The following is a 24,569-nucleotide window of genomic DNA, read 5'->3' on the forward strand; positions in this document are numbered from 1 at the left end:
CCCCCGCCCCCGCCCCGGTCCAGGGCCAGGTCCAGGACCAGGGTTGGGCAGACCGGGGCTCGGCGGTGAGCGTCCGGTGAGCCCGCGGGGAGCACGCCCGGCGGGCGGGCCGCAGGTCGACGGTCTCGTGGTCGTGGACAAGCCGGCCGGGCTCACCTCGCATGACGTCGTCGCCCGCGCCCGGCGCATTCTGGGGCAACGCCGGGTCGGCCACGCCGGCACCCTCGACCCGATGGCGACCGGTGTACTGCTACTCGGCCTCGGCCGGGGCACGAGGCTGCTGGGTCACCTCGCACTCACCGACAAGGTGTACGACGCGACGATCCGGCTCGGCCGCTCCACGACGACGGACGACGCCGAGGGCGAGCCGCTCGAGGACCGGCCCGTCGACGTCGATCCCGAGCGGCTCGCGCGGGCGATGGCGGCACTGACCGGGCGCATCGACCAGGTGCCGTCGAGCGTCAGCGCGGTCAAGGTCGACGGGGTGCGTGCCTACGCCCGGGTGCGGGCCGGTGAGCAGGTCGAGCTCGCCGCCCGCCGGGTCACGGTGCACCGCTTCGACCTGCTCGCCCGCCGATCCGACGGCGCTGCGGCGGACCCTGCGGGCTCCGATCTGGATGTGCGGGTCGGCTGCTCCAGCGGAACCTACATCCGTGCGATCGCCCGCGACCTCGGGGCCGCGTTGGGCTGCGGGGGGCATCTCACGGCGCTGCGGCGCACCGTCGTGGGGCCGTTCGGGCTCGTCCGGGCGGTGAGCCTCGACACGTTCGCCGAGCTGGGCGCGGAGGCGGTCATCCCGTTGGCGGAGGCCGTCGCGGCCGGTTTCGCGCGCCGGGACGTGGCGGGGGACGAGGCGGTTGACGTGCGCCACGGTCGCCGGTTGGCGCCGGTAGGACGGCCGGGCACCTACGGCGTGTTCGGGCCGGACGGGTCCGTGCTGGCGCTGGTCGAGGAGAGCGCCGAAGCGGTCCGTTCGCTGGTCGTGTTCGCCCCGGCTTGACCGCGCGCGAGATCGCCGAGGGCCGCGCTCGACCGTGCCGCGCGAGAATGTCCTAGGCTTCCCCCGTGCAAACGTGGCGAGGGGCGGAGAACACGCCGGCCGGGTGGCGCGGCGGGGTCGTCACGATCGGCTTCTTCGACGGGGTGCACCTCGGACACCGGCAGATCATTGGGCAGGCGGTGCGCCGCGCCCACGACCGCGGCGAGCGGGCCGTCGTCCTGACCTTCGACCCGCATCCGGGTGAGGTGCTTCGCCCCGGCAGCCATCCGGCCCTGCTGACGACGTTGCGCCACAAGGCCGAGCTGCTGGCGGCGATCGGCGTCGACGCGCTTTGCGTGCAGCCGTTCACCCTGGACTTCAGCCGGCTGTCACCGGCCGAGTTCGTACACGGGATGCTGGTCGAGCGGCTGGGCGCCAGTGTGGTCGTGGTGGGAGAGAACTTCACCTACGGTCACCGGGCCGCCGGCACGCTGGCTACCCTGGCGGCGGACGGGACCCGGCAGGGGTTCGAGGTCGACGGGGTCCGGCTGGTCCGCTCGGGGGAGCAGGTGCTGTCCTCGACCGAGATCCGCCGCCGTGTCGCCGAGGGTGACGTGGAGTCGGCCGCCGTGGCCCTGGCCCGTCCACACCGGGTCGAGGGTGTGGTCGTGCACGGCGACGCCCGTGGCCGCACGATCGGCTACCCGACGGCCAACGTCGAGGTGACGCCGTGGGCGGCGGTGCCCGCCGACGGGGTGTACGCGGGCTTTGCCTGCTGGGACGGCCGCCGCCAGCCGGCCGCGATCTCGATCGGCACGAATCCGACGTTCGCCGGCCGGGAGCGGCGGGTGGAGGCGTTTCTGCTGGACTTCGACGGGGATCTCTACGGCGAGTACATGGCCTACGAGTTCACCCGCCGCCTGCGCCCGACACTGCGCTTCGAGTCGGTGGACGAGCTGGTCACCCAGATGGCGGCCGACGTCGAGGCGACCAGAACGGTCACGCTGCCTGTCTGAGCGCGCCCGAGACCCCTGGCACGGCGGTGCCATCGGCACGGCCCCGCCGGCGCGGGGCGACCGGTCTCCGAGCGGTTCCCCTCGGGTTGATAGGCTTCGGGTCCAGGCGGGTGCGGCGCGTCCGGACAGTGCGGCGATGAGGCTGTGGTCCGGAGGTCGGTTCGGGTGAGGAAGACCCCGGGCGCGCGCCGTCCCGAAGCAGAAGGAGAGGGTGCAGCGTGCCGCTCGCGAGCGACGTCAAGCAGAAGATCATGTCCGATTACGCCACCGTTGAGCGGGACACCGGCTCACCCGAGGTGCAGGTCGCGATGCTGACCCGTCGGATCAGCGATCTGACCGAGCACCTCAAGGTGCACAAGCACGACCATCACAGCCGTCGGGGCCTGCTCCTGCTCGTCGGGCGCCGTCGCCGGCTGCTGAACTACCTTTCGAAGACGGATATCGGTCGATACCGGGCCCTGATCGAGCGACTCGGGCTACGGCGATAGCGCGAAGAGGGAGCGGCCCTTCGGGGACGCTCCCTCTGACGCATCGGGGGTAGATACCAGATGCGTTGCCCGTCGGCGGAGGTCTCCGTCGGCGGATCGGAGGATCTGACCGGGTCCGTGGTGGCGAGAGCCGCCGGTCCTCGGTCGTGGTCGCCGGGAGTGGGCAGGCGCCCTCCCCCGGGGGCTTCGACTGAGCGCCGGCATCCTCTCAGACGCGGACCCGGCCGCAGAACAAGATCGGCTGCGTGGACCCGGCCGAAGAAGAGGATGGAGTGGTTCGAGTGGACGACTCGACACATGCGGCCGAGGCGGTCATTGCGACCCCGGCCGGAAACCGTACGGTGCGTTTCGAGACCGGCCGGCTGGCCCGACAGGCCGCCGGTTCCGCCGTCGCCTACCTGGGCGACACGATGGTTCTCTCGGCGACGACGGTCAGCAAGCAGCCCAAGGAACAGCTCGACTTCTTCCCACTGACGGTGGACGTCGAGGAGCGGATGTACGCCGCCGGGCGGATTCCCGGTTCGTTCTTCCGCCGCGAGGGCCGGCCGAGTGAGGACGCGATCCTCACCTGCCGCCTCATCGACCGGCCGCTGCGCCCCTCGTTCGCCAAGGGGCTGCGCAACGAGATCCAGGTCGTGGCCACGGTGCTGGCCCTCGACCCGGACACGCTCTACGACGTGGTCGCGATCAACGCCGCCAGTGCGTCGACGACCCTGTCCGGACTGCCCTTCACCGGGCCGATCGGCGCCACCCGGGTCGGCTACGTCGATGGCGAGTGGATCGCCTTCCCGACGCATTCGGAGCTGGCTCGCGCCACCTTCGACATGGTCGTGGCCGGCCGGGTCATCGAGGACGGCTCCGACGTTGCGATCATGATGGTCGAGGCGGAGGCCACGCCGGGCACGGTGGAGCTGATCGCCGGGGGCGCGCCCGCGCCGACCGAGGAGGTCGTCGCCGCCGGCCTGGAGGCCGCCAAGCCGGCCATCCGCGAGCTGTGCCGGGCGCAGAGCGAGCTCGCCTCGCTGGCCGGCAAGGCGGCGGCGCGAGAGTTCCCGGTCTTCATCGACCACCACGACGACGTGCTCGAGGCGCTGTCCGCCGCGGTCGGCGACGAGCTGTCCGCCGCGCTGCGCATCGCCGGCAAGGCCGAGCGGGAGAACGAGCTCGACCGGGTCCGCCAGCTGGCGGGCGAGAAGGTCGCCGGCCAGTTCGAGGGGCGGGAGAAGGAGATCGGCGCCGCCTACCGGGCGCTGACGAAGAAGCTCGTCCGCTCCCGCATCGTCACCGAGGGCGTGCGGATCGACGGCCGGTCGACGACCGAGATCCGGGCGCTGTCCGCCGAGGTCGACTACATCCCGCGGGTGCACGGCTCGGCGCTGTTCGAGCGGGGCGAGACGCAGATCCTCGGTGTCACCACGCTGGCGATGCTGCGCATGGAGCAGACGGTCGACACGCTCAACCCCGATCGCACCAAGCGGTACATGCACAATTACAACTTCCCGCCCTACTCCACCGGTGAGACCGGGCGTGTCGGCTCGCCGAAGCGCCGCGAGATCGGTCACGGCGCGCTGGCCGAGCGGGCGCTGCTGCCGGTGCTGCCCAGCCGCGAGGACTTCCCCTACGCGATCCGCCAGGTCTCCGAGGCGCTGAGCTCCAATGGCTCCACGTCGATGGGCTCGGTCTGCGCGAGCACGCTGTCCCTGCTCAACGCCGGCGTGCCGCTGAAGGCGCCGGTTGCCGGCATCGCGATGGGGCTCGTCCACGCCGACGACGCCTACGTCACGCTGACCGACATCCTCGGCGCCGAGGACGCCTACGGCGACATGGACTTCAAGGTCGCCGGCACCCGCGATTTCGTCACCGCCCTGCAGCTCGACACCAAGCTCGACGGCATCCCCGCCTCGGTGCTTGCCTCGGCCCTGCAGCAGGCGCGCGGCGCGCGGCTGGCGATCCTCGACGTCATGGCCGAGGCGATCGGCAGCCCGGACGAGATGTCCGCGCACGCCCCGCGGGTCATTTCGGTGAAGATTCCGGTTGACAAGATCGGCGAGATCATCGGGCCCAAGGGCAAGATGATCAACCAGATCCAGGCGGACAGCGGCGCCGAGATCACGGTCGAGGACGACGGCACGATCTACATCGGCGCGGTGGACGGCCCCTCGGCGGAGTCTGCTCGCTCGGCGATCAACGCGATCGCCAACCCGCAGATGCCCGAGGTCGGCGAGCGGTACCTCGGTACCATCGTCAAGATCACCAACTTCGGGGCCTTCGTCTCGCTCACCCCGGGCCGGGACGGCCTGCTGCACGTGTCCAAGCTCAAGACGCTCTCGGGCGGCAAGCGGGTGGAGAAGGTCGAGGACGTGCTGACCGTGGGACAGAAGCTCCAGGTGGAGATCACCGAGATCGACGCCCGCGGCAAGATCAGCCTGTCCCCGAGTGCCGAGGCCGCGGACGCGGCGGCGACCTCCTGACGGCGCGACGTGACCGACACCCCCACGCCTGACCTGACCCGCTCCTCCGGCTCGGCCGACTCCGGCGGCGTCGCGGGTCAGGGCGTCGCGGGCGCAGGTGAGCGAGTGGCCCGCCTGCTCGCGGGCGGGTCCGTCAGCGAGTCGTTGCTGGGCGGCACGGTGCTGCGCACCGTGCTGCCCGGTGGGCTGCGCGTCATCACCGAGCATGTCCCCGGGGTCCGCTCGGCCGCGATCGGCGTCTGGGTGGGCGTCGGCTCGCGCGACGAGACCCCGGTGACCGCCGGCTGCTCCCACTACCTCGAGCACCTGCTGTTCAAGGGCACCCCGAGCCGGGATGCCCTGACGATCAGCGCGTCGGTCGAGGCGGTCGGCGGCGACCTCAACGCGTTCACGGGCAAGGAGTACACCTGCTACTACGCGCGGGTGCTCGACTCCGATCTCGAAATGGCCATCGGCGTCGTCGCCGACATGGTCACCAACTCGCTGGTGACCGCCGACGACGTCGAGGCCGAGCGTGGCGTGATCCTCGAGGAGATCGCCATGCACGAGGACGATCCGGGCGACGTCGTCCACGACGTCTTCGCCGAGGCGATGCTCGGCGCGTCGGCGCTCGGCCGGCCGGTGCTCGGCACGATCGAGTCGATCGAGGGGCTGGGCCGCGAGACCATCGCCGACTACTACCGCTCCCGGTACGTTCCGCCGGCGATGGTCGTCTCGATCGCCGGAAACCTGGAGCACGATCGCGTGCTCGCGCTCGTCGCAGAGGCCTTCGGCGATCACCTGACGTCGGCCGCGGAGCCGTCGGAGGTGCGAGCCGGCAGCTACGACTACCCGCCGGCGCCCGGCATCGTCGTTTCCGAGCGGCCCACCGAACAGGCGAACCTTGTGCTGGGCACCGTCGGCCTGTCCCGGCATGATCCGCGCCGCTTCGCGCTCGGGGTGCTCTCGACGGCGCTGGGCGGCGGGATGAGCTCCCGGCTGTTCCAGGAGATTCGCGAGAAGCGGGGCCTGGCCTACTCGGTGTACTCGTTTGCGTCGCACTTCGCCGACGCCGGCCTGTTCGGCGTCTACGCCGGCTGCGCCCCCAAGCGCGCTGACGAGGTCCTGGCGATCGCCCGGGACGAGGTGCGATCCATCGCCGAGCGCGGGATCGGCGCCGAGGAGCTCGACCGCGCCCGCGGGCAGAGCCACGGCTCCCTCGTCCTCGGGCTGGAGGACACCGGCTCGCGGATGAGCCGGCTGGGCAAGAGCGAGCTCGTTCACGGTGAGCTACTGTCCGTTGACGAGATCATTGCTCGGGTGAACGCGGTCACGCTGGACGACGTCGCCGGGATCGCCGCGACGCTCGTCGAGCAGCCCTGGGCCCTCGGCGTCATCGGGCCGTTCGACGATCACGACTTCGGCGCGGCCGTCGCCCGCTGAACCTTCGGCCGCGGGCGTCAGGCGCGGGCCCGCGGCCGGCCGCGGCGTCCAGTGACCGCGACGCCAGTCGGCGTTCGGTGCCCACGGAGGGAACAGGCATGAGCGAGCAGCTCACGGTGGGGGTTCTCGGCGCAGGTGGCCGCATGGGGTCGACGGTGTGTGCCGCCGTCGATGCCGCCCCGGACCTCGCGCTCGTCGCCGCGCTCGACGCCGGCGACGACCGGGCCGCGCTCGCCGCGGCCGAGGTGGTCGTCGATTTCACCACGCCGGACGCGGTGCTCGACAACATCCGCTGGTGTGTCGAGGCAGGCCGGCATGTCGTCGTCGGCACGACCGGCTTCGACGACGGGCGGCTGGCGACGGTGCGCGGCTGGCTCGGTGACGTGCCGAAGGTCGGGGTGCTGATCGCCCCGAACTTCGGGGTTGCCGCCGTGCTCATGATGATGTTCGCCGCGCGGGCCGCCCGCTTCTTCGACTCCGTCGAAATCGTCGAGTTGCACCATCCCAACAAGGTCGACGCGCCGAGCGGCACCGCCCGGCGCACCGCCGAGCTCATCGCCGAGGCCCGCGAGACCGCCGGACTCGCGCCGGGCGGTCCGGACGCGACGGCCACGGCGCTCGACGGTGCCCGCGGTGCCCGGGTCGCGGGCGTGCCCGTGCATGCCGTACGCCTCGCGGGTCTCGTCGCCCACCAGGAGGTTCTGCTCGGCGGGGCGGGGGAGACCCTGACCCTGCGTCACGACTCCTACGACCGCACCTCCTTCATGCCGGGCGTGCTGCTCGCCGTGCGACGCATCGTCGATCGTCCCGGCCTGACCGTCGGCCTGGAGCACCTGCTCGACCTGGATTAATCACCGGGTGTCCGCGGGATCGCTCGGCCGTGAAAGATAGGTTTTCGGGTGTGGTCGGACACGTTGACCGCCGGCCGCCGGCGGGTACCCGAAGCGTCTTCGGAATCGATCTGGGCACGACGTTCAGCTGCCTGGCCCGCGTCTCGGGCGCCGGGGAGCCGCAGATCGTGCCGTTGTCCGACGGCGCGCTGACGCTGCCGAGCGTCGTGCTGTTCGTCGGCGCGGACGACTACCTCACCGGGCAGACCGCCCGTGAGCTCGCCCGGGCCCGGCCCGACGACGTCTGCTCGCTGGTCAAACGGCGGATGGGCGACGGCGACTGGCGATTCATCACCCAGGGCGCGGCCTGGTCCGCGCCGGCCGTCAGCGGCCTGATCCTCAAGGCCCTGGTCGCCGACACCGCGCTGGCCACCGGCGAGCGGGTCGAGGACGTCGTGATCACCGTTCCGGCCTACTTCGGGGACACCGAACGCCGGGCGACGGTCCTGGCCGGCGAGTACGCGGGGCTCAACGTCGTCGACGTCATCAACGAGCCGACCGCGGCGGCGTTGTCCTACGGGTTCGCCCGCTTCGAGATCGGTGCCCGGCGCACCCTCGGCGGGCCGGGCACCGCGGCGGAGGAGATCGCCCTCGTCTACGACCTGGGCGGCGGCACCTTCGACGTCACGGTCGTGGAGCTCGCGGACCGCCGGGTCTCCGTCGTCGCCGTCGACGGTGACCATCAGCTCGGCGGCGCCGACTGGGACGAAAAGATCGTGTTGTACCTGTGCGACCGGTTCCTCGCCGAGCACCCGGGCGTCCCGGACCCCCTCGACGAGGGGGAGGGCTCCCAGGCGCTGCTGCTTGCTGCCGAACGGGCGCGGCGGGACCTCACCGACGCGACCACCACGACCATCGTCGTCGAACACGCCGGCCGCCGCACCGAGATGCCGCTTACCCGCGACGAGCTGGAACGGCTCACCGCCGGGCTACTCGACCGGACCATCGCCCTGACCCGGGCCGCCCGCGACGCGGCGCTGGTCCGCGGGGTCCGTGGGATCGACCGGATCCTGCTCGTCGGCGGCGCCTCGCGGATGCCCGCCGTGACTCGCCGCCTCGCCGCCGAGTTCGGGGTGCCCGTGGAGCTGTCCGATCCGGATCTCGCGGTTGCCCGGGGGGCCGCCATCTACGGTGAGAAGAAGGCGCTGGAACGGCTGGTGCTCGCCGATCTGGTGACCCGCGGCCAGCTTGTCGACGGCGCCGGGGTGGACGCCGCCGCCTCGGCCGACCTGGACGCCGCCTGCCGGCGGCTCGCCGACGTGCTCGGCCTGCCCGCTCAACGGGTGCGCCGGACCGTCGAGGTGCAGGTCGTCAACGTCGTTTCCCGGGGCTTCGGAGTGCTGGCGCTCAGCCGCCGCGGCGAGCAGGGCGCGGTGTTCCTGGTGCACCGCAACGACCGGCTTCCGATCGCGGTCCGGCGCTCCTTCGGGACGGTGCGCGACGACCAGGACGCCGTCACCGTGTACGTGGTCGAGCAGGCCGGCGGGGTGGAGTCGACCCGGGTCGACGACAACAAGGTGATAGCCGAGGCCGAGATCACCGGCATCCCGCCTGGTTTCCCCGCCGGGTCGCAGATCCAGATCCTCTTCCGGATGGGCTTCGACGGCATCCTGGAGGTCACGGCCACCCACGAGGGCCTCGCCGACCAGCCTCTGACGGTGCGGGTCGAGACATCGGCGGCGCTGAGCCAGGCTGATGTGGCCCGCGAGCGGGAGCAGGTCGCCCGGGCCCGCCGGGAACGTGGTGGCCTCCCGCGCGTCGACGGCCGGCAGGATCCGCCGACGGATCCACCGACGGATCCGGATGGTGGGTCCGGTGGCGCGGCCGGCGGGTTGGGCGGGCCGGCAGGCGGGCTGGGCGGCCTGCCGGGCGGCTGGGGCTGACGGGAGGACGACGATGCGGGCCTTCGACTCCGACGACTACCGTCGCCGGGTGCTCGCCGTGGTGCACCGCCGCGGCGGCGCCGAGCACAGCGACCCGTTCGAGATCTACGACATCCCGCTGGCGGAGGTGGACACGCTCGGCGATGCGGCGATCCGTGCCCGCATCGCTGAGGTCTGGGCCTTCTGGCAGCGCAGCCGGGACCATCCCCGCTACCGTGGGGTGATCATCGGCCTGCTCGACCTGCACACCGAGCTGTCCACGGCGCTCGCCGACCGCACCACGCGCCTCACCCTGCGCGATCGAGTCGCCGCCGCCCGCGCCGCCCGCGACGACGAGCGGTTCGCCGCGTTGGACGCCGCCGTCACCCGCCTCGTGGCCCGGTTCGGAGGCATCCCGGCCGACCGGGTCGCCGGCCTGCGGACCTGGGCGGCGACCCAGGGCATCGACGAATCCGCGTTCGCCCTGCGGACCCGCCGTCATCGGATCGTCCCCGTGAGCCCGGCCGCCGGGCCGGCCGACCGGCCGCGGCCCGAGCCGATTCCCGCCGAGGTGCTCCGTCAGATCCGGGCCGACCTCGACGAGCTGGGCCGGATCACCGCGTCCGCCCCGCCACGCAGCCTGTTCGCCCTGCTCGGCGTGTCGCCTGGCGCCCCGCGCGAGCAGATCCGGCAACTGCGCGACGAGGCGCTGATGCGCAACCGCGCCCGCCGACCGGACCGCCGCCGCGCCCTGCTCGACGATCTGCTGGCCGCCGTCGGTGCGCTGCTGGTCGAGGGTGACCCGGACGCCTACCTCGACGCGCTTGCCGCCGCGACGAGCGAGCGGCTGCGGCCGCGGGTGGCGGCGGCGATCCTCGTCGAAGACGCGCTGCTTGCGGCCGAGACGGCCGAACTCGTCGCCGAGGCGGAGGCAGATGGCCTCGACCCGCAGCGGGCGCGTGCCGTTGTCGGCGCCCTCGCCCGAGAACAGGGGGTCACCGCGCCGTCGCTGCCGCCCCCGGCGGGCGGGTTGCCGCCGGCCCGGGCGGACGACTGGCGGCCGGCGGTGTCCCGGGCCCGTGCGGCGCTGCGGGCCGGCCGGCCGGTGGAGGCCGGCAAGCACGTGGCCACCGCCCGGGAGCTCGCCGGCGAGACCCTGCCGCCCATCCGGGCGGTGGACGACGAGGTGCGGACCGCGATCCGGGCAGCGGGCGATGGCTGGGCGATCCTCGCTCCGCTGGTTGCGGCCGGCCGGTACCGGGCGGTGCTGCCCGCGGCCCGGCGGCTCGCCGAGACCGCCGCCGATGTGCCCGGCCCGGGCAATCAGCTCGCCGGGGAGCTGCTGTCCCTTGCCGTGGCCCGCTGCACCACCGCCGACGAGCTCGTCGCCCGAGCCCGCACGGCCGGTGACGTCGACCGCGAGCGCCTGCTCGGTGAGGCCCTCGCGCTGGTCACCGACCACGCCGAGGCCTCGACGCTGCTCGCGCGAAGCCGGCCCGGCCCCGCCCCGACTCCGCCGGCGGCGGTGCGAGCTCACCGGGACGGCCGTTCGGTCCTGGTGAGCTGGCGGCCGTCGACGACCGCCAGCGAGGTGCGCTACCGGGTCACCCGCTTTGCCGCCGACGGCGTCGGCCGAGCGGTCGGCGTAACCGCGGGCAACAGCCTGGAGGACGGTGGCGCACCGCCCGGCGGGGCGATTCCCCGTTACGAGGTCGCCGCCGGCGTCGGCGGCGCCTGGTCGACGCCGGCCGGGACGACCGAGGCCGATCTGGGAACCGACGGCCCGGTCACGCTGACCGGTGCGCCGTCGCCGGGGGATCGTGACGAGTCAGGCGCAGGCTTCGATGCGCCCACCGGCACTGCCGCCGACGTCCTTCCCCCGCCGGCCGGGCTACGGTGGGTCGGTGAACGGCTGCGATGGACCTGGCCGGCTGGCTGCACGGAGATGATGGTGGTCTGCCGGCCGGACGGACCGCCGACGGCCGCTGATGATCCCCGCGCGCAGGCCCACAAGGTGACCAACACCCGATACGAGATCGACGGCGGCGTCCTTCTTCCGCCGGGCCGCCCCCTGCACGTCGCGTTGTTCTGCTGCGTGCGCCAGGCTGGGCGACTGGCCGTGGCGACCTCGGCCGGAGCCCGGCTCCGGCTTGAGTCGGGCGGCGACGGAGCGGGCGGGTGAGGGCCCGGGCGACGGTCGCCATCCTGGTCGCTGCCTGCCTGTTCTATCTCGGCCTGATCGGCTGGCGCGGCATCGTTCTGCTCGGCGATGATCGCTGGGCCGCCCGCGGGCTCGGCATCGGGGTGCTGCTGTTGCCCGTGGTCGGGCTTGTCGTCATCGCGCGCGAGCTGCGGTTCGGTCGCGAGAGCGGCCGGCTTGCCGGCCTGCTGGCCGTCGGCGGGATGGCTGGGCCTGGCGGGATGGCTGGGCCTGGCGGGATGGTCGGGTCTGGCGAAGTAACCAGGTTTGGCGAGGTGGCCGGGTCTGGCGGGGCGGGGGAGGCCGGCGAGCCGGTCCTGGTCCGTCGGCCCTCGGGGCGCATCGACCGGGCCTCGGCCGACGCGGTGTTCGCGCTTCGGCGGGCCGAGGTGGAGGCGGACCCTGGCGACTGGCGGCGTTGGTACCGGCTTGCGGTCTCCTACGGCGATGCCGGCGACTCCCGGCGTGGACGTGCCGCGATGCGGCACGCCATCGCCCTCGAGCGCGATCCGCGCTGACCGGCGGGCCCGGCCCGAGCCCGAAATCGGCGTTGAAGTGGCCGTGGGATTACCGGCTGGCTCGGTTTGCGATGCTCGGAGCGTCCACTGAGCCGGACGGCGGCTGTTTGCCTACCGAATGCGAACAGGCTCGATCGGGAGTATTGACTGCTCATGCGGTGCGATCAGGCGCGGCCCCCGACCGCGGATTTCCTGGTAGGAGGCTGACGCGGGGGGCGGGGTGCGGTACTAACGGGTCGACGCCCTGTGTACCATGCTCGAAGGCCGTTGTAGACGGCTGTCTGGACTACTGGGGGGTAGTGCTGTGGTGGTGTCATGCGGCCTTTCAAGGCCGGTCCGGCGGTGGCAGTGTTGACCACCCCGACGGACCAGCGATCACGGTGATCCCTCGATTCCGGATAATCTGAGGTCCGGGTTCCCGGCCTCTTCACCTGCCCGTGCGGCGCCGACCGAACCACTGCGTCGCACTCTTGTCTGGCTCTCGGGATGTGTCCGTCCGCGTCGCCGTCCGTCCCACCGGCGGTCGGTGGCCACTCTCCAGGGTCCTCGATGTTTCAGATCCGGGAGCACTCGACGTGCGTGCGATAGTGACCGGCGGCGCCGGTTTCCTCGGCAGTCACCTCTGTGAGCGTCTGCTCGGCGACGGCTACGAGGTCATCTGCTTCGACAACTTCCTCACCGGCCGGCCGGAGAACGTGGAGCACCTGCTCGTCGATCCTCGTTTCCGTCTGATCAACCGGAACGTGAACGATTTCATCTATGTTTCCGGCCCGGTTGACGTTGTGCTGCATTTCGCCTCACCGGCATCGCCGCTCGATTATTACGAGCTGCCGATCGAGACGCTGAAGGTCGGCTCGCTGGGTACTTTCCACGCTTTGGGTCTTGCTCGGGAGAAAGGCGCCCGATTCCTGCTCGCCTCCACCTCGGAGACTTACGGGGACCCGCAGGTCAATCCGCAGCCGGAGGACTACTGGGGTAACGTCAACCCGGTCGGCCCGCGCAGCGTCTACGACGAGGCAAAGCGATTCGCCGAGGCCGTGACCATGGCCTACCACCGCAAGCACGGCGTCGACACGGCGATCGTGCGGATCTTCAACACCTACGGCCCCCGGATGCGGCTGGATGACGGGCGTGCCATCCCCGCCTTCGTCTCCCAGGCGCTGCGCGGGGAGCCCATCACCGTCGCCGGTGACGGCTCCCAGACCCGGTCCATCTGCTACGTCGACGACCTGATCGACGGGATCGTCCGGCTGCTGCACTCGGACCTGCCCGGCCCGGTGAACATCGGCAACCCGCACGAGATGTCGATCCTCGACACGGCGAAGCTCGTGCGCGACCTGTGCGGGTCGACGGTGCCGATCACCTTCGTCCCGCGGCCCCAGGACGATCCCTCCGTGCGCCAGCCGGACATCACCATCGCTCGCACCCGGCTCGGCTGGGAGCCGAAGACCAGCCTGGACGACGGCCTGACCCGCACGATCTCCTGGTTCGCCGATCAGCTCACCGAGAGTCGCCAGGTCGCCTGAGCACGCGGTGTACTCCGCCGGTGTCCGGGCGGACACCTGTCCGGCCCCGGCGTTTCGCGGGTGGCACTCCCGAAAACGCTCGCCCACGTTGTGGTCCATCAATGGCGCGGGTCGGGTGGAGAACCGACCCGGCTGGCCCGAGAGCTCGAATGCCCGGCGGCGCCCGGCTGACCCCGAAAGCGGGGGTGGTGACCGTTCGACCCGAGGGTTATGTTCTCCTGTTCCGGTTGTCCGCGGCCTCCTGCGCTGCGGTGCTCCGCGAGCTGTCTTCTGCGAACGCGGGTTGCCCGACTTGACTAAACAGCCGGGTTGCCTGAAACGGCCGGGTTGCCCGACCGGCCGGGTTGCCCGAAGAGCCGAGCCGACGAAGAGGAATCGGATGGTCGAGGTATGACGTCGACGGACCGGGCCGGGATCATCCTGGTGACCGGGGCCGCCGGATTCATCGGCTCCCACACCTGCGTCGAGCTCCTGGCGGCGGGGCACCGGGTGGTGGGTGTGGACAACTTCATCAACAGCTCGCCGCGGGTTTTGGACCGGCTGCGTAAAGTCGCCGGCCAGAGCCTCGAGTTCGTCCGGCTCGACGTGCGTGACCGGGTGGCTCTGGGCGAGGTGTTCCGTCGCTGGCCGGTCGACGCTGTGATCCACTTTGCCGCGCGCAAGGCGGTGGGCGAGTCGGTCGAGATGCCGCTGGAGTACTACGACACCAACGTCAACGCCACCCTCGGCCTCGTCAGCGTCATGGCGGAGCACGGCGTGCACCGCCTGGTCTTCTCGTCGTCCTGCTCCATCCACGGCGAGGTCGACACGGTTCCGATCACCGAGGACACCCCGGCTCGGCCGACCAACCCCTACTCGCGCACCAAGTGGATGTGCGAGCAGATCCTCGCCGACGTCTGTGCCCACGACCCGGCCTGGCACGTCATCTCGCTGCGGTACTTCAACCCCGCCGGGGCGCACGAGTCCGGCCTGCTCGGCGAGGATCCCCACGGCGTGCCGAACAACGTCATGCCATATCTCGCCCAGGTGGCGGTCGGCCGGCGCGCCGAGCTGGCCATCTTCGGCGACGACTACCCAACGCCCGACGGCACCGGGGTGCGCGACTACATCCATGTGGTCGACCTGGCCGAGGGCCATCGGCAGGCCGTCGATCACCTCGCTGACCAGGCGGGGCACCGGGTCATCAATCTGGGAACCGGCGCCGGGACGTCCGTGCGGGAGCTGCACGCGGCTTTCTCCGCCGCTTGTGGCCAGGATCTTCCCTGCCGCGTCGTGGCGCGACGGCCCGGCGACGTCGCCGCGCTCGTCGCCGACGCCACGCTCGCCCGCGAGGCGCTCGGCTGGACCGCTCGCCGCAGCGTCGCGGACATGTGTCGGGACGCCTGGCAGTTCCAGCGCCTCAATCCAGAGGGGTACGACAATGGAGAGGAGCCTGATGAGCATGTCGGACAGCCATGAGGACGCGAAGGCTCCGGCCAGCGGGCCTCGACCCCGTCTGACGGTCATCGGAACCGGCTATCTCGGCGCCACGCACGCGGTCTGTATGGCCGAACTGGGCTTCGAGGTGCTGGCCGTCGACGTCGACCACTCGAAGATCTCCCGGCTCTCCGCGGGCGAGATTCCGTTCTTCGAGCCGGATCTCGCCGATCTGCTGCGAACGAACCTCGCCACCGGCCGGCTGCGCTTCACGATCTCCTTCGAGGAGATCGCCGAATTCGGTGACGTGCACTTCGTGTGCGTCGGCACGCCGCAGCGTCCCGATGGCTACGGGGCGGACCTCGGCCATCTCAACGCGGCCATCGAGCGGCTGGCGCCCATGCTGACCAGGCCGTGTCTGGTGGTCGGCAAGTCGACCGTCCCGGCCGGCACGGCCGCCGGGATCGCCCGGACCCTCGCCCGGCTCGCCCCGGCGAACCGGGCGGCCGGCCTGACGGGGGACTCCGCCGGTCCGGGCCTCGCCGATGCGGACGGCCCCGGCGTGACCGGTTCGAGCGTCACCGGGGCGTCCGTGACCGGCGCGGTGACGGACGCCGAGACCCACGCCGAGATCGTCCCCGACCTTGCCGGCGTGCAGCTCGCCTGGAACCCGGAGTTCCTGCGGGAAGGCTTCGCCGTGGCCGACACCCTGCATCCCGACCGGCTCGTGTTCGGGGTTGCCTCACCGGCCGCCGAGGGGGCGCTGCGGGCGGCCTTCGCCCCGGTGATCGCCCAGGGCGTGCCGGTGATCGTGACCGACTACGCAACCGCGGAGCTGGTCAAGACCGCGGCGAACTCCTTCCTCGCCACGAAGATCTCCTTCATCAACGCGATGGCCGAGGTGTGCGAGGCCGTCGACGCCGACGTGCTCACCCTGGCCGAGGCGCTGTCCCACGACGTCCGCATCGGCGGCAACTTCCTTCGCCCCGGCGTCGGGTTCGGCGGCGGCTGCCTGCCCAAGGACATCCGCGCCTTTCAGGCCCGGGCCGACGAGCTCGGCGTCGGCGTCGCGCTGCGGTTCCTGCGCGAGATCGACGAGATCAACAACCGGCGCCGGGACCGGATCGTCGACCTGGTCGCCGCGGCGCTCGACGGCACGCTGTCGCATCGGCGGCTGCTCCTGCTCGGCGCCGCCTTCAAACCGAACTCGGACGACGTGCGCGACTCGCCGGCGCTCGCGGTCGCGGACCTGTTGGCCCGCACCGGCGCCGACGTGACGGTCGTCGACCCGGTCGCGACCCTCAACGCGCGGCGCGCCCTGCCCGGCGTCGCCTACAGCGAGACCGTCGAGGACGTGGCCGTGGACGCCGACGCCGTCGTGCTGCTGACCGAGTGGCGCCAGTTCGCCGAGCTCGACCCGGCCCAGCTGGGCCGCCTTGTCCGCCGCAAACTGATCATTGACGGTCGGCACGCCCTCGACGGCGACCGCTGGCGCCAGGCCGGCTGGGTCTACCTGGCTCCCGGCCGGCCGACGGGGGTCATCCCCAGCCCCGTTCCGGAGCAGCGGCCGCGCTTCGGGCTACCCGCCGCGGCCGACTCGGACGGTGCCGCCCCCCGCGACGCGGAGATCGAGGCACCGGTGGGGCGCCGGTCCTGAGCGGCGCGGGTGCGTGCTCCGCCGGGACGGGGCCCGATGGGGCGCAGGCTCCGTCCCGGCGGGGCGGCCCCGGTGATCGGCGAGGTAGGGTGCAACGCATGCGTCGTCTCGTTCGACATCGGTGAGCCCGGTCCCGGCGTCGCGGTCGGCCGCGCCCGGGACGGCAGGTGCCCGTCCGTTCGAGATCGATGAGGAGACTTCCCGGCGATGAGTGACGCGCCGATCGTCCGCCCCCTGCCCGTCAGTGGTTTCCCGGAGTGGCTGCCCGAGGTCCGGATCGTCGAGCAGCGCTGGCTCGACACGATCCGGGCGACCTTCGAGCGTTACGGGTTCAGCTCGGTGGAGACCCCGTCGGTCGAGGCTCTGGACGTGCTCACCGCGAAGGGGGAGACCTCCCAGGAGGTCTACACGCTGCGGCGCCTGCAGGCCGACGCCGACGACGACAGCGCCCGCCTCGGCCTGCACTTCGACCTGACCGTGCCGTTCGCCCGGTACGTCGCCGCGCACTTCAACGAGCTCGTCTTCCCGTTCAAGCGCTACCAGATGCAGCGGGTGTGGCGCGGCGAGCGGCCCCAGGAAGGCCGCTTCCGCGAGTTCACCCAGTGCGACATCGACGTCATCAACGTCGACCGGGTGCCCCTGCACTTCGACGCCGAGCTGCCCCGGATCGTCCACGAGGTGCTGGGCACCCTGGGCGTCCCGCCCTGGACCCTCAACATCAACAACCGTAAGGTGCTGCAGGGCTTCTACGAGGGGCTGGGCATCGGCGATCCGCTCGCGGTCATCCGGATCGCCGACAAGATGGACAAGATCGGCCCCGACGGCGTCGCGAACCTGCTCGCAGCCCAGGCCGGACTCGACGCGGACCAGGTGCGGGCCTGTCTCGATCTTGCCGCGATCCGGGCGACCGGCCCCGGGGTCGTCGACGAGGTGCGGCGCCTGGGCGTGAAGTCGGATCTGCTCACCGAGGGCCTCGACGAGCTCGCCCAGGTCCTCGACGACCTCGCCGACCTGCCCACGGGCAGCGTCGTCGCGGACCTGTCGATCGCCCGCGGCCTCGACTACTACACCGGCACCGTCTACGAGGCGAAGTTCGTCGACTGGCCCGACTTCGGCAGCATCTGCTCCGGCGGCCGGTACGAGAACCTGGCCGGCTCGTTCATCCGCCGAAGCCTGCCCGGGGTCGGCATCTCCATCGGCCTGACCCGCATTTTCGCCAAGCTCCTCGCCGAGGGCCTGCTGCCGACCGGCCCGGCGAGCCCGGCCGACGTGCTCGTGGTCGTCCCCGCCGCCGAGCGCCGGGCGGCGGCGCTGGCCACCGCGACGGCGCTGCGCGCCCGCGGGCTGAAGGTCGAGACCTACCACCAGCCGGACAAGTTGGCCAAGCAGGTCCGGTACGCCGCCCGCAAGGGCATCGGCTTCGTCTGGTTCCCCCCCTTCGACGAGGGCCGGGAGCACGAGGTGAAGAACATGGCGACCGGTGACCAGACCGCCGCCGACCCCGCCGCCTGGCACCCGAGCTCGTCCTGACGGGAAAGAAGCGGATTCCGAAAGAAGCGGATTCCGGATGTGCGCGGCGGGTGGACCGCCGCGCCATCGCGGGGGAGGGCTGCCCGTCGCGACGTGGCTGGGCGGCCGGGGATTGACGGGGGCGGAGACCCCCGGCCACGCCAGGCCACGCCGCGCGAGCGGGCACTGCGACTCCTCGCCGTTGGGGACTGGCGAGGCGCCCACAACCGGTGTACCACGCCTGCGGCGGCCCTCAATCCCCGTGCGCCGATCGCGTGACCGGACGGGTAAGTGGGTGCCGACACCGGCCGCGTTGGGCGATTGCTGGCCCGCTCTACTGATTGCGGCACGGCTCGACCGATTGTGGCGAAGCTGGCCGGCCTGCTCCGGCTGACTGCGGACTGCCCTCCTGGTCCGTGCCTGCACGGCCAGGTGCAGGTTCGCGAGGTCCGACGTACGCCGAGGGCAGCGCAGCGTCTACCGTGGTCGAAGTCCGCGCCGGGGCAAGGGTCGCCCCGGGAGGCCGCGGTGGACGATGGAGGTGGCAGTGTCCGAGCCGGCGTCCGAACCGAATTCCGGGACGGCGTCCCAGGCGGTATCCGACGCGGCGTCGCCGGGGTCCGCGGTGGCGCCCGCCGGCCGAGCGACCGCCCGGATGCGGGTCCAGGTGATCGCGAAGACCGAGTTCCTCCCGCCGGCGGACGTGCCGTGGAACACCGATGCGGACGGCGGCCAGGCGTTGGCGGAGTTCGCCGGCCGGGCCTGCTACCAGAGCTGGAGCAAGCCCAACCCGGCGACCGCGACCAATGCCGGCTACCTGCGTCACATCCTCGACGTGGGGCATCTGTCGGTGCTCGAACACGGCACCGTCTCGCTCTACCTCACCGGGGTGTCCCGCAGCCTCACCCACGAGCTGGTCCGCCACCGGCATTTCTCCTACAGCCAGCTGTCCCAGCGCTATGTCCCCGAGCACGACGCGGCGATCGTCGAGCCCGAGGTCGTGGCCGGCGACCCGGAGCTGCACGCGCTGTTCGAACAGGCCGCGGCGGCGTCCCTGGAGGCGTACGGCCGGCTGCTGGAGGGGTTGGAGAAGCGGTTCGCCGACATCTCCGCCCCCACCTCACGGCGCAAGCAGGCCCGGCAGGCCGCCCGCTCGGTTCTGTTGAACGCGACCGAGACCCGCATCGTCGTCACCGGGAACTACCGGGCATGGCGGCATTTCATCGCGATGCGCGCCAGCGAGCACGCTGATGTGGAGATTCGCGGTCTCGCCGTCACGATTCTGCGCGAACTGCAGGCGGTGGCGCCCAACGTCTTCTCGGATTTCCGCATCTCCACCCTCGACGACGGCACGGAAGTCGCGTCCAGTCCGTTGGTCGGGGAGGGCTGAGGCGGCCGGCGCCAGGCCGGCAGGAGGAGGAGCGGCGAATGACCAGCGTCGTCGACGCAGCGCGGCCGGAGGACGCGGACGAGGCCACCGGCCCGCTGTCCGCCGCGGAGCTCGAACTGCTCAACGCCTACTGGCGGGCGGCGAACTACCTGTCCGTGGGTCAGATCTACCTGCTGGACAATCCGCTGCTTACCGAGCCGCTGCGGGCCGAGCACGTCAAGCGGCGGCTGCTGGGCCACTGGGGCACCACGCCGGGGCTGAACCTCATCTACGCCCACCTGAACCGGCTGATCCGCCGCCTCGACCTGAATGCCGTGTACGTCATCGGCCCGGGGCACGGCGGCCCCGGCATCGTGGCGAACGCCTATCTGGAGGGCACCTACAGCGAGGTCTATCCCTCGATCGGCCAGGACGCCGCCGGGTTGCGGCGGCTGTTTCGCCAGTTCTCCTTCCCGGGCGGGATTCCCAGCCACGTCGCCCCCGAGGTGCCCGGTTCCTTTCACGAGGGTGGTGAGCTCGGCTACGCGCTCACCCACGCGTTCGGTGCCGCCTTCGACAATCCCGACCTGCTGGTCTGCGCGGTCGTCGGCGACGGTGAGGCGGAGACGGGGCCGCTGGCCGCGAGCTGGCATTCCAACAAGTTCCTCGATCCGGCCCGCGACGGCGCGGTGTTGCCGATCCTGCACCTCAACGGTTACAAGATCGCCGAACCGACGGTGCTGGCCCGCATCCCCGAGTCCGAGCTGGACGAGCTGCTTCGCGGCTACGGCTATCGGCCGTACCACGTCACCGGCGACGATCCGGCCGTGGTGCACCAGCGGATGGCGGGGGTGCTCCAGGAGGCCCTGGCCGAGATCGAGGCGATCCAGCGCCGCGCCCGGGAACAGGGCGACACCGCCCGGCCGGCCTGGCCGGTGATCGTGCTGCGCACCCCGAAAGGCTGGACGGGCCCCGCCGTCGTCGACGGCAACCAGGTCGAGGGCAGCTGGCGTTCCCACCAGGTGCCCGTCGCCGAGGTGCATGACAACCCGGAGCACCTCGCCCAGCTCGAGGCGTGGCTGCGCAGCTACCGGCCCGAGGAGCTGTTCGACGCCGCCGGCGGGCTGGTGCCCGAGCTCGCCGCGCTCGCCCCGAAGGGCAACCGGCGGATGAGCGCCAACCCGCATGCCAACGGCGGCGAGCTGCTGCGTGATCTGACCCTGCCGGACTTCCGCGACTACGCCGTCGACGTCACCGCGCCGGGCACCACCCTGACCGAACCGACGCGCCTGCTCGGCCAGTTCCTCCGTGACGTGATGGCCGGGAACCCGACCACGTTCCGGGTCATGGGTCCCGACGAGACGGCGTCGAACCGGCTCGGTGCCCTGTTCGAGGTGACGAACCGGGCCTGGAACGCGCGAATCGAGCCGGGCGACGACCACCTCGCTGTCGACGGCAGGGTGATGGAGGTGCTCTCCGAGCACCTGTGCCAGGGCTGGCTGGAGGGCTACCTGCTCACCGGCCGGCATGGGCTGTTCTCCTGCTACGAGGCGTTCATCCACATCGTCGACTCGATGGTCAACCAGCACGCCAAGTGGCTCAAGACCACCCGGGGAATCCCCTGGCGGCGGCCGATCGCCTCGCTGAACTACCTGCTGACCAGCCACGTCTGGCGGCAGGACCACAACGGCTTCTCGCACCAGGACCCCGGGTTCATCGACCACGTCGTGAACAAGAAGGCCGAGGTCGTCCGGGTGTACCTGCCGCCGGACGCCAACACCCTGCTCTCCGTCGGCGACCACTGCCTGCGTAGCAGGCACTACATCAACGTGATCGTGGCGGGCAAGCAGCCGGCGCTGAACTATCTGTCGATGCCCGACGCGATCGCGCACTGCACGCGGGGCCTGGGCATCTGGGACTGGGCGAGCAACGACCATCTGGCCGGCGGGAGCGGCGCCGCCGGCGGGGACGGCCTGCCCGACGTCGTGATGGCCTGTGCCGGTGACATCCCGACCCTGGAGACCCTGGCGGCGGTGGACATCCTGCGCCAGCACTTCCCGGACCTGAAGGTCCGCGTCGTCAACGTCGTCGACCTGATGTGCCTGCAGGACTCCGCCGAGCACCCGCACGGCATCTCCGACGCCCGCTTCGACGCGCTGTTCACCACCGACCGCCCCGTCATCTTCGCCTACCACGGCTACCCGTGGCTGATCCACCGGCTGACCTACCGCCGCCGCAATCACCAGAACCTGCACGTGCGCGGCTACATCGAGGAGGGGACGACCACCACCCCCTTCGACATGGTCATGCTTAACAACCTCGACCGCTTTCACCTCGTGGCCGACGTCATCGACCGGGTGCCGAGCCTGGGCGCTCGGGCGGCCCACGTTCGCCAGCGGATGGTCGATGCCCGCCTCGCCGCCCGCGCCTACACCCGCGAGCACGGCGAGGACGACCCGGAGATCCGCGACTGGACCTGGCCCTACTGACGGTGGCCGGTTCGACGGTGAACGTCCTGGTGGTCAACGCCGGGTCGGCCAGCCTCAAGCTGCGGCTGGTCGGCCCGGACGACAACCTGCTCGCCGCCCGGGACCTCGACGCGCCCGCCGGCCACGCCGACCCCGCCGAGCTCGACGCGGCGCTGGGCGAGTTCGCCGGCGCCAGGAACGGCGAGCCGGGTGCGGTCGGCCACCGCATCGTGCACGGCGGCACCGAGTTCACCCGGCCGGTGCTCGTCGACGCGGAGGTGGCCGACCGGCTGCGCGCGCTCACCGCGCTCGCCCCGCTGCACCAACCGGCGGCGCTCGACGCGCTCGACGCGGTGCGGGCGGCCCTTCCCGAGGTCGCCCAGGTCGCCTGTTTCGACACGGCGTTCCACAGCCGGCTGCCGGCAGCGGCGGCGACCTACGCCCTGCCGGCGAGGTGGCGGGAAAGGTACGGCATCCGCCGCTACGGCTTCCACGGGCTCTCTCACGCCTATGCCGCACGCCGCGCGGCGCACCTCACCGGCGCTCGGCGCATCGTGACCTGCCACCTGGGCTCGGGCGCGTCGCTTGCCGCCGTCCTCGACGGGGTCGGCGTCGACACGACGATGGGCTTCACTCCGTTGGAGGGCCTGGTGATGGGCACTCGTTCGGGCAGCGTCGATCCGGGCGCCCTGCTGTGGCTGCAGACCGAAGCCGGCCTGAGCGCGGCGGAGCTCACCGATGCGCTGTTCCGCTCGGCCGGGCTGCTCGGGCTCGCCGGCACCGCGGATCTGCGTGCGGTCGAGGCCGGCGCCGCCGGTGGCGACCCGGCCTGCGCGCTCGCGCTGGACGTTTACCTGCACCGGCTGCGGGCGCAGATCGCCGCGATGACCGCGGCGCTCGGCGGGCTGGACGCCCTGGTGTTCACCGGCGGGGTCGGGGAGGGCTCGGCGGCGGTCCGCGCCGGTGCCGCGGCTGGGCTCGGGTATCTGGGGGTGGCCGTCGACCCGGCGTGTAACTCCGCGCCCGCCGACGGGACGGTCGACCGCGAGATCGGCGTGCCGGGGGCCGCGGTGCGCACGCTCGTCCTCGCCGCCCGGGAGGATCTGGAGATCGCTCGGGGGGTCCGAAGCGTCCTCGCCGGTGGCGCTGGGTGAGCGGCGCCGGATAAAACGGTAATCTCCTGATTCGTGCAGCCGAGGGGAGTCGTCGAGGGCGGAGGCCGGCGCTGATGGCGTCCGCCGGTTCGGCTGGGGCCGGCCCCGGCCGGCTGTGGCGGTGGAACCGGCGCGACGACGCCGAGCACGCTCCCGTCCTCGACCTCACCGACGTCGACGAGGTCACGATGACCCTGCTCGCCCCGCCGGCGCCCTTCCAGGGACTGCGGCGGCGGGTGGTCGACCAGTTCACGATCCTCAGCGCCAACCGGTGCCGGCTGGCCCGCTCGGTCAACTGGGGTCCGCTGGACGCCGTGCTCAACCAGGTCGTCCCGGTGACGGGTGCTGGCCGGGTGAACACCGTCGGCAGGCTGCCGCCCGAGGTGCTGGTACTGCTGCCGGTCTCCACGCTGTCCAAGCGGGCCCTGGTGGCCTTCGACCTCACGGGTCCGAGCGGTTCGGACGCGCACCTGATGCCCTACGGCACGTCGGTGGCCCTGCAGGGGAACCTCATCGCCGGGCTCGCCGATCCGCTCGGGGTGCCGCTGGACGGCCCGGCCCGCCGCATGGTCGACGCCATCTCCCGGTTCCGCCCTGGCCGGCTGTCCGGCAACTACCCGCGACTGGTCCCGGCGCGGGAGCGTCCGCTGCGGCTCGACGCGATCCGGATCTACCTGGAACGCGAGGCCGAGCTCGCCGTGCCGGCGTCCCGGCTGGCCCGGTGGCAGGACCTCGTCGTCGACGCCGAGCGGGTGCTGGCCGCCGCCCTCGCCGAACCGTTCGACCCCCTCAGCAGCTCGGAGACGCTGCTGCTCGCCGTCGGGGAACTCTGGCGGGATCCGGACGTTCCCGACGGGCGCGAGCTGGCCGCCGTCGAGCGGTACCTGAGCGGGTTCACCGCCTGGATCGACGCGCTGGTCGGCGTCGGGGCGGCGGCCGAACCGGTGCTGACGACCGTGGCCGAGTACGGGCGGCGCTGGGAGGCGCTCGCCGCCGTCACCCTCGATCCCTACCGGCCGTTTCTGATCAAGACGAGTGAGGAGCTGCACACCGTGCTCGTCCGCGGCCGTCCGGTGTTCCGCCGGTCCGCGCCGGTGTGGCGCCAGCTGCTTCACCCGGCCGCGCTGATCGACATCGACTCGGGCGGCACGGGCAGCTATCACGTCAGCATCGGCACCGACGACACGAGCATCGAGCTCGACACCCCGATGATGATCGACCTGTTCGGCGATCCGGTGCCGCGCACCTACATCGAGGACGTCCAGCGCAATCGGGAGGTGTACGCCTTCTACACCACCGACGCGCGCCGGCTGCCGCGGTCCCGGCTGGTCGTGGGGTTAAGCGTCTCCGCGGACGTCTCCCGCGTCACCGGCGCGATCAGCCTGTTGATGCTGCTCACCGCGGGCCTGTGCGCCCTGCCGATCGAGCTGGCTCCGGATGCCGTCGCCGTGATCACGCTGCCGTCCTCGTTCGCCGCGACGGTTTTGCTCACCCGGGAGCGCAGCAGTCTGGCCGCCTGGGTCCTCGGCCCGGCGAAGACGACCCTGCTCGCCCTGCTGGTGACGCTCGCGGTCCTCGCCGGGTTGCGGGCCGCCGGTTGGCACGCCCCGCCCGATCCGCCGCC

General features: G+C 72.1%; 17 protein-coding genes. All 17 read left to right on the forward strand.

Going from position 1 to position 24,569, the window contains the following annotated elements; translation table 11 throughout:
• Positions 1 to 76: 76 nt before the first annotated feature.
• Positions 77 to 1,000, forward strand: coding sequence for a tRNA pseudouridine(55) synthase TruB (gene truB / locus NBZ83_RS14115; protein ID WP_261575144.1), 924 nt, complete (start codon positions 77 to 79; stop codon positions 998 to 1,000).
• A gap of 65 nt (positions 1,001 to 1,065) precedes the next feature.
• Positions 1,066 to 1,995, forward strand: coding sequence for a bifunctional riboflavin kinase/FAD synthetase (locus tag NBZ83_RS14120; protein WP_261566973.1), 930 nt, complete (start codon positions 1,066 to 1,068; stop codon positions 1,993 to 1,995).
• Positions 1,996 to 2,213: 218 nt separating this feature from the next.
• Positions 2,214 to 2,483, forward strand: coding sequence for a 30S ribosomal protein S15 (gene rpsO / locus NBZ83_RS14125; RefSeq protein ID WP_136447918.1), 270 nt, complete (start codon positions 2,214 to 2,216; stop codon positions 2,481 to 2,483).
• A gap of 281 nt (positions 2,484 to 2,764) precedes the next feature.
• Complete coding sequence (locus NBZ83_RS14130; RefSeq protein ID WP_261575145.1) at positions 2,765 to 4,954, forward strand: polyribonucleotide nucleotidyltransferase; 2,190 nt, start codon at positions 2,765 to 2,767, stop codon at positions 4,952 to 4,954.
• A 9-nt stretch (positions 4,955 to 4,963) separates the two neighbouring features.
• Positions 4,964 to 6,376: a M16 family metallopeptidase gene (locus tag NBZ83_RS14135; protein ID WP_261575146.1), complete on the forward strand. Its 1,413-nt coding sequence runs from the start codon at positions 4,964 to 4,966 to the stop codon at positions 6,374 to 6,376.
• 98 nt (positions 6,377 to 6,474) lie between these two features.
• Positions 6,475 to 7,227, forward strand: coding sequence for a 4-hydroxy-tetrahydrodipicolinate reductase (gene dapB, locus NBZ83_RS14140; RefSeq protein WP_261575147.1), 753 nt, complete (start codon positions 6,475 to 6,477; stop codon positions 7,225 to 7,227).
• A 50-nt stretch (positions 7,228 to 7,277) separates the two neighbouring features.
• Positions 7,278 to 9,149 carry an Hsp70 family protein gene (locus NBZ83_RS14145; protein ID WP_261575148.1) on the forward strand — a complete coding sequence of 624 codons (1,872 nt, stop codon included), beginning with the start codon at positions 7,278 to 7,280 and terminating at the stop codon, positions 9,147 to 9,149.
• A gap of 13 nt (positions 9,150 to 9,162) precedes the next feature.
• The gene (locus NBZ83_RS14150; protein ID WP_261575149.1) at positions 9,163 to 11,310 is read left to right on the forward strand and encodes a hypothetical protein; all 2,148 of its coding nucleotides are present in this window, start codon (positions 9,163 to 9,165) and stop codon (positions 11,308 to 11,310) included.
• A complete protein-coding gene (locus NBZ83_RS14155) occupies positions 11,307 to 11,846 on the forward strand; it encodes a hypothetical protein (RefSeq protein ID WP_261575150.1) in 540 nt (179 codons plus the stop codon). Before NBZ83_RS14150 ends, NBZ83_RS14155 begins: the two co-directional genes overlap by 4 nt.
• Positions 11,847 to 12,421: 575 nt before the next feature.
• Positions 12,422 to 13,372: a UDP-glucuronic acid decarboxylase family protein gene (locus NBZ83_RS14160; protein ID WP_261566966.1), complete on the forward strand. Its 951-nt coding sequence runs from the start codon at positions 12,422 to 12,424 to the stop codon at positions 13,370 to 13,372.
• A gap of 390 nt (positions 13,373 to 13,762) precedes the next feature.
• Positions 13,763 to 14,830 carry a UDP-glucose 4-epimerase GalE gene (galE, locus tag NBZ83_RS14165; RefSeq protein WP_261575151.1) on the forward strand — a complete coding sequence of 356 codons (1,068 nt, stop codon included), beginning with the start codon at positions 13,763 to 13,765 and terminating at the stop codon, positions 14,828 to 14,830.
• Positions 14,808 to 16,445 (forward strand): UDP-glucose dehydrogenase family protein, encoded by a 1,638-nt coding sequence (locus tag NBZ83_RS14170; RefSeq protein ID WP_261575152.1) that lies wholly within the window; start codon positions 14,808 to 14,810, stop codon positions 16,443 to 16,445. The genes galE and NBZ83_RS14170 overlap by 23 nt, the downstream gene beginning before the upstream one ends.
• Positions 16,446 to 16,652: 207 nt before the next feature.
• A complete protein-coding gene (hisS, locus tag NBZ83_RS14175; protein ID WP_261566963.1) occupies positions 16,653 to 17,975 on the forward strand; it encodes a histidine--tRNA ligase in 1,323 nt (440 codons plus the stop codon).
• 634 nt (positions 17,976 to 18,609) lie between these two features.
• A complete protein-coding gene (gene thyX / locus NBZ83_RS14180) occupies positions 18,610 to 19,344 on the forward strand; it encodes an FAD-dependent thymidylate synthase (protein WP_261566998.1) in 735 nt (244 codons plus the stop codon).
• Between the two features lie 38 nt (positions 19,345 to 19,382).
• Entirely contained in the window at positions 19,383 to 21,812 is a 2,430-nt protein-coding gene (locus NBZ83_RS14185) for a phosphoketolase family protein (RefSeq protein ID WP_261575153.1), read from the forward strand.
• A gap of 17 nt (positions 21,813 to 21,829) precedes the next feature.
• Positions 21,830 to 22,945 (forward strand): acetate/propionate family kinase, encoded by a 1,116-nt coding sequence (locus NBZ83_RS14190; RefSeq protein WP_261566961.1) that lies wholly within the window; start codon positions 21,830 to 21,832, stop codon positions 22,943 to 22,945.
• A 74-nt stretch (positions 22,946 to 23,019) separates the two neighbouring features.
• Positions 23,020 to 24,569 (forward strand): hypothetical protein (locus tag NBZ83_RS14195; RefSeq protein ID WP_261575154.1); only part of this gene is annotated, 1,550 nt, incomplete at its 3' end.

Source organism: Frankia gtarii (assembly GCF_025403375.1).
GTDB classification, from domain to species: domain Bacteria; phylum Actinomycetota; class Actinomycetes; order Frankiales; family Frankiaceae; genus Frankia; species Frankia gtarii.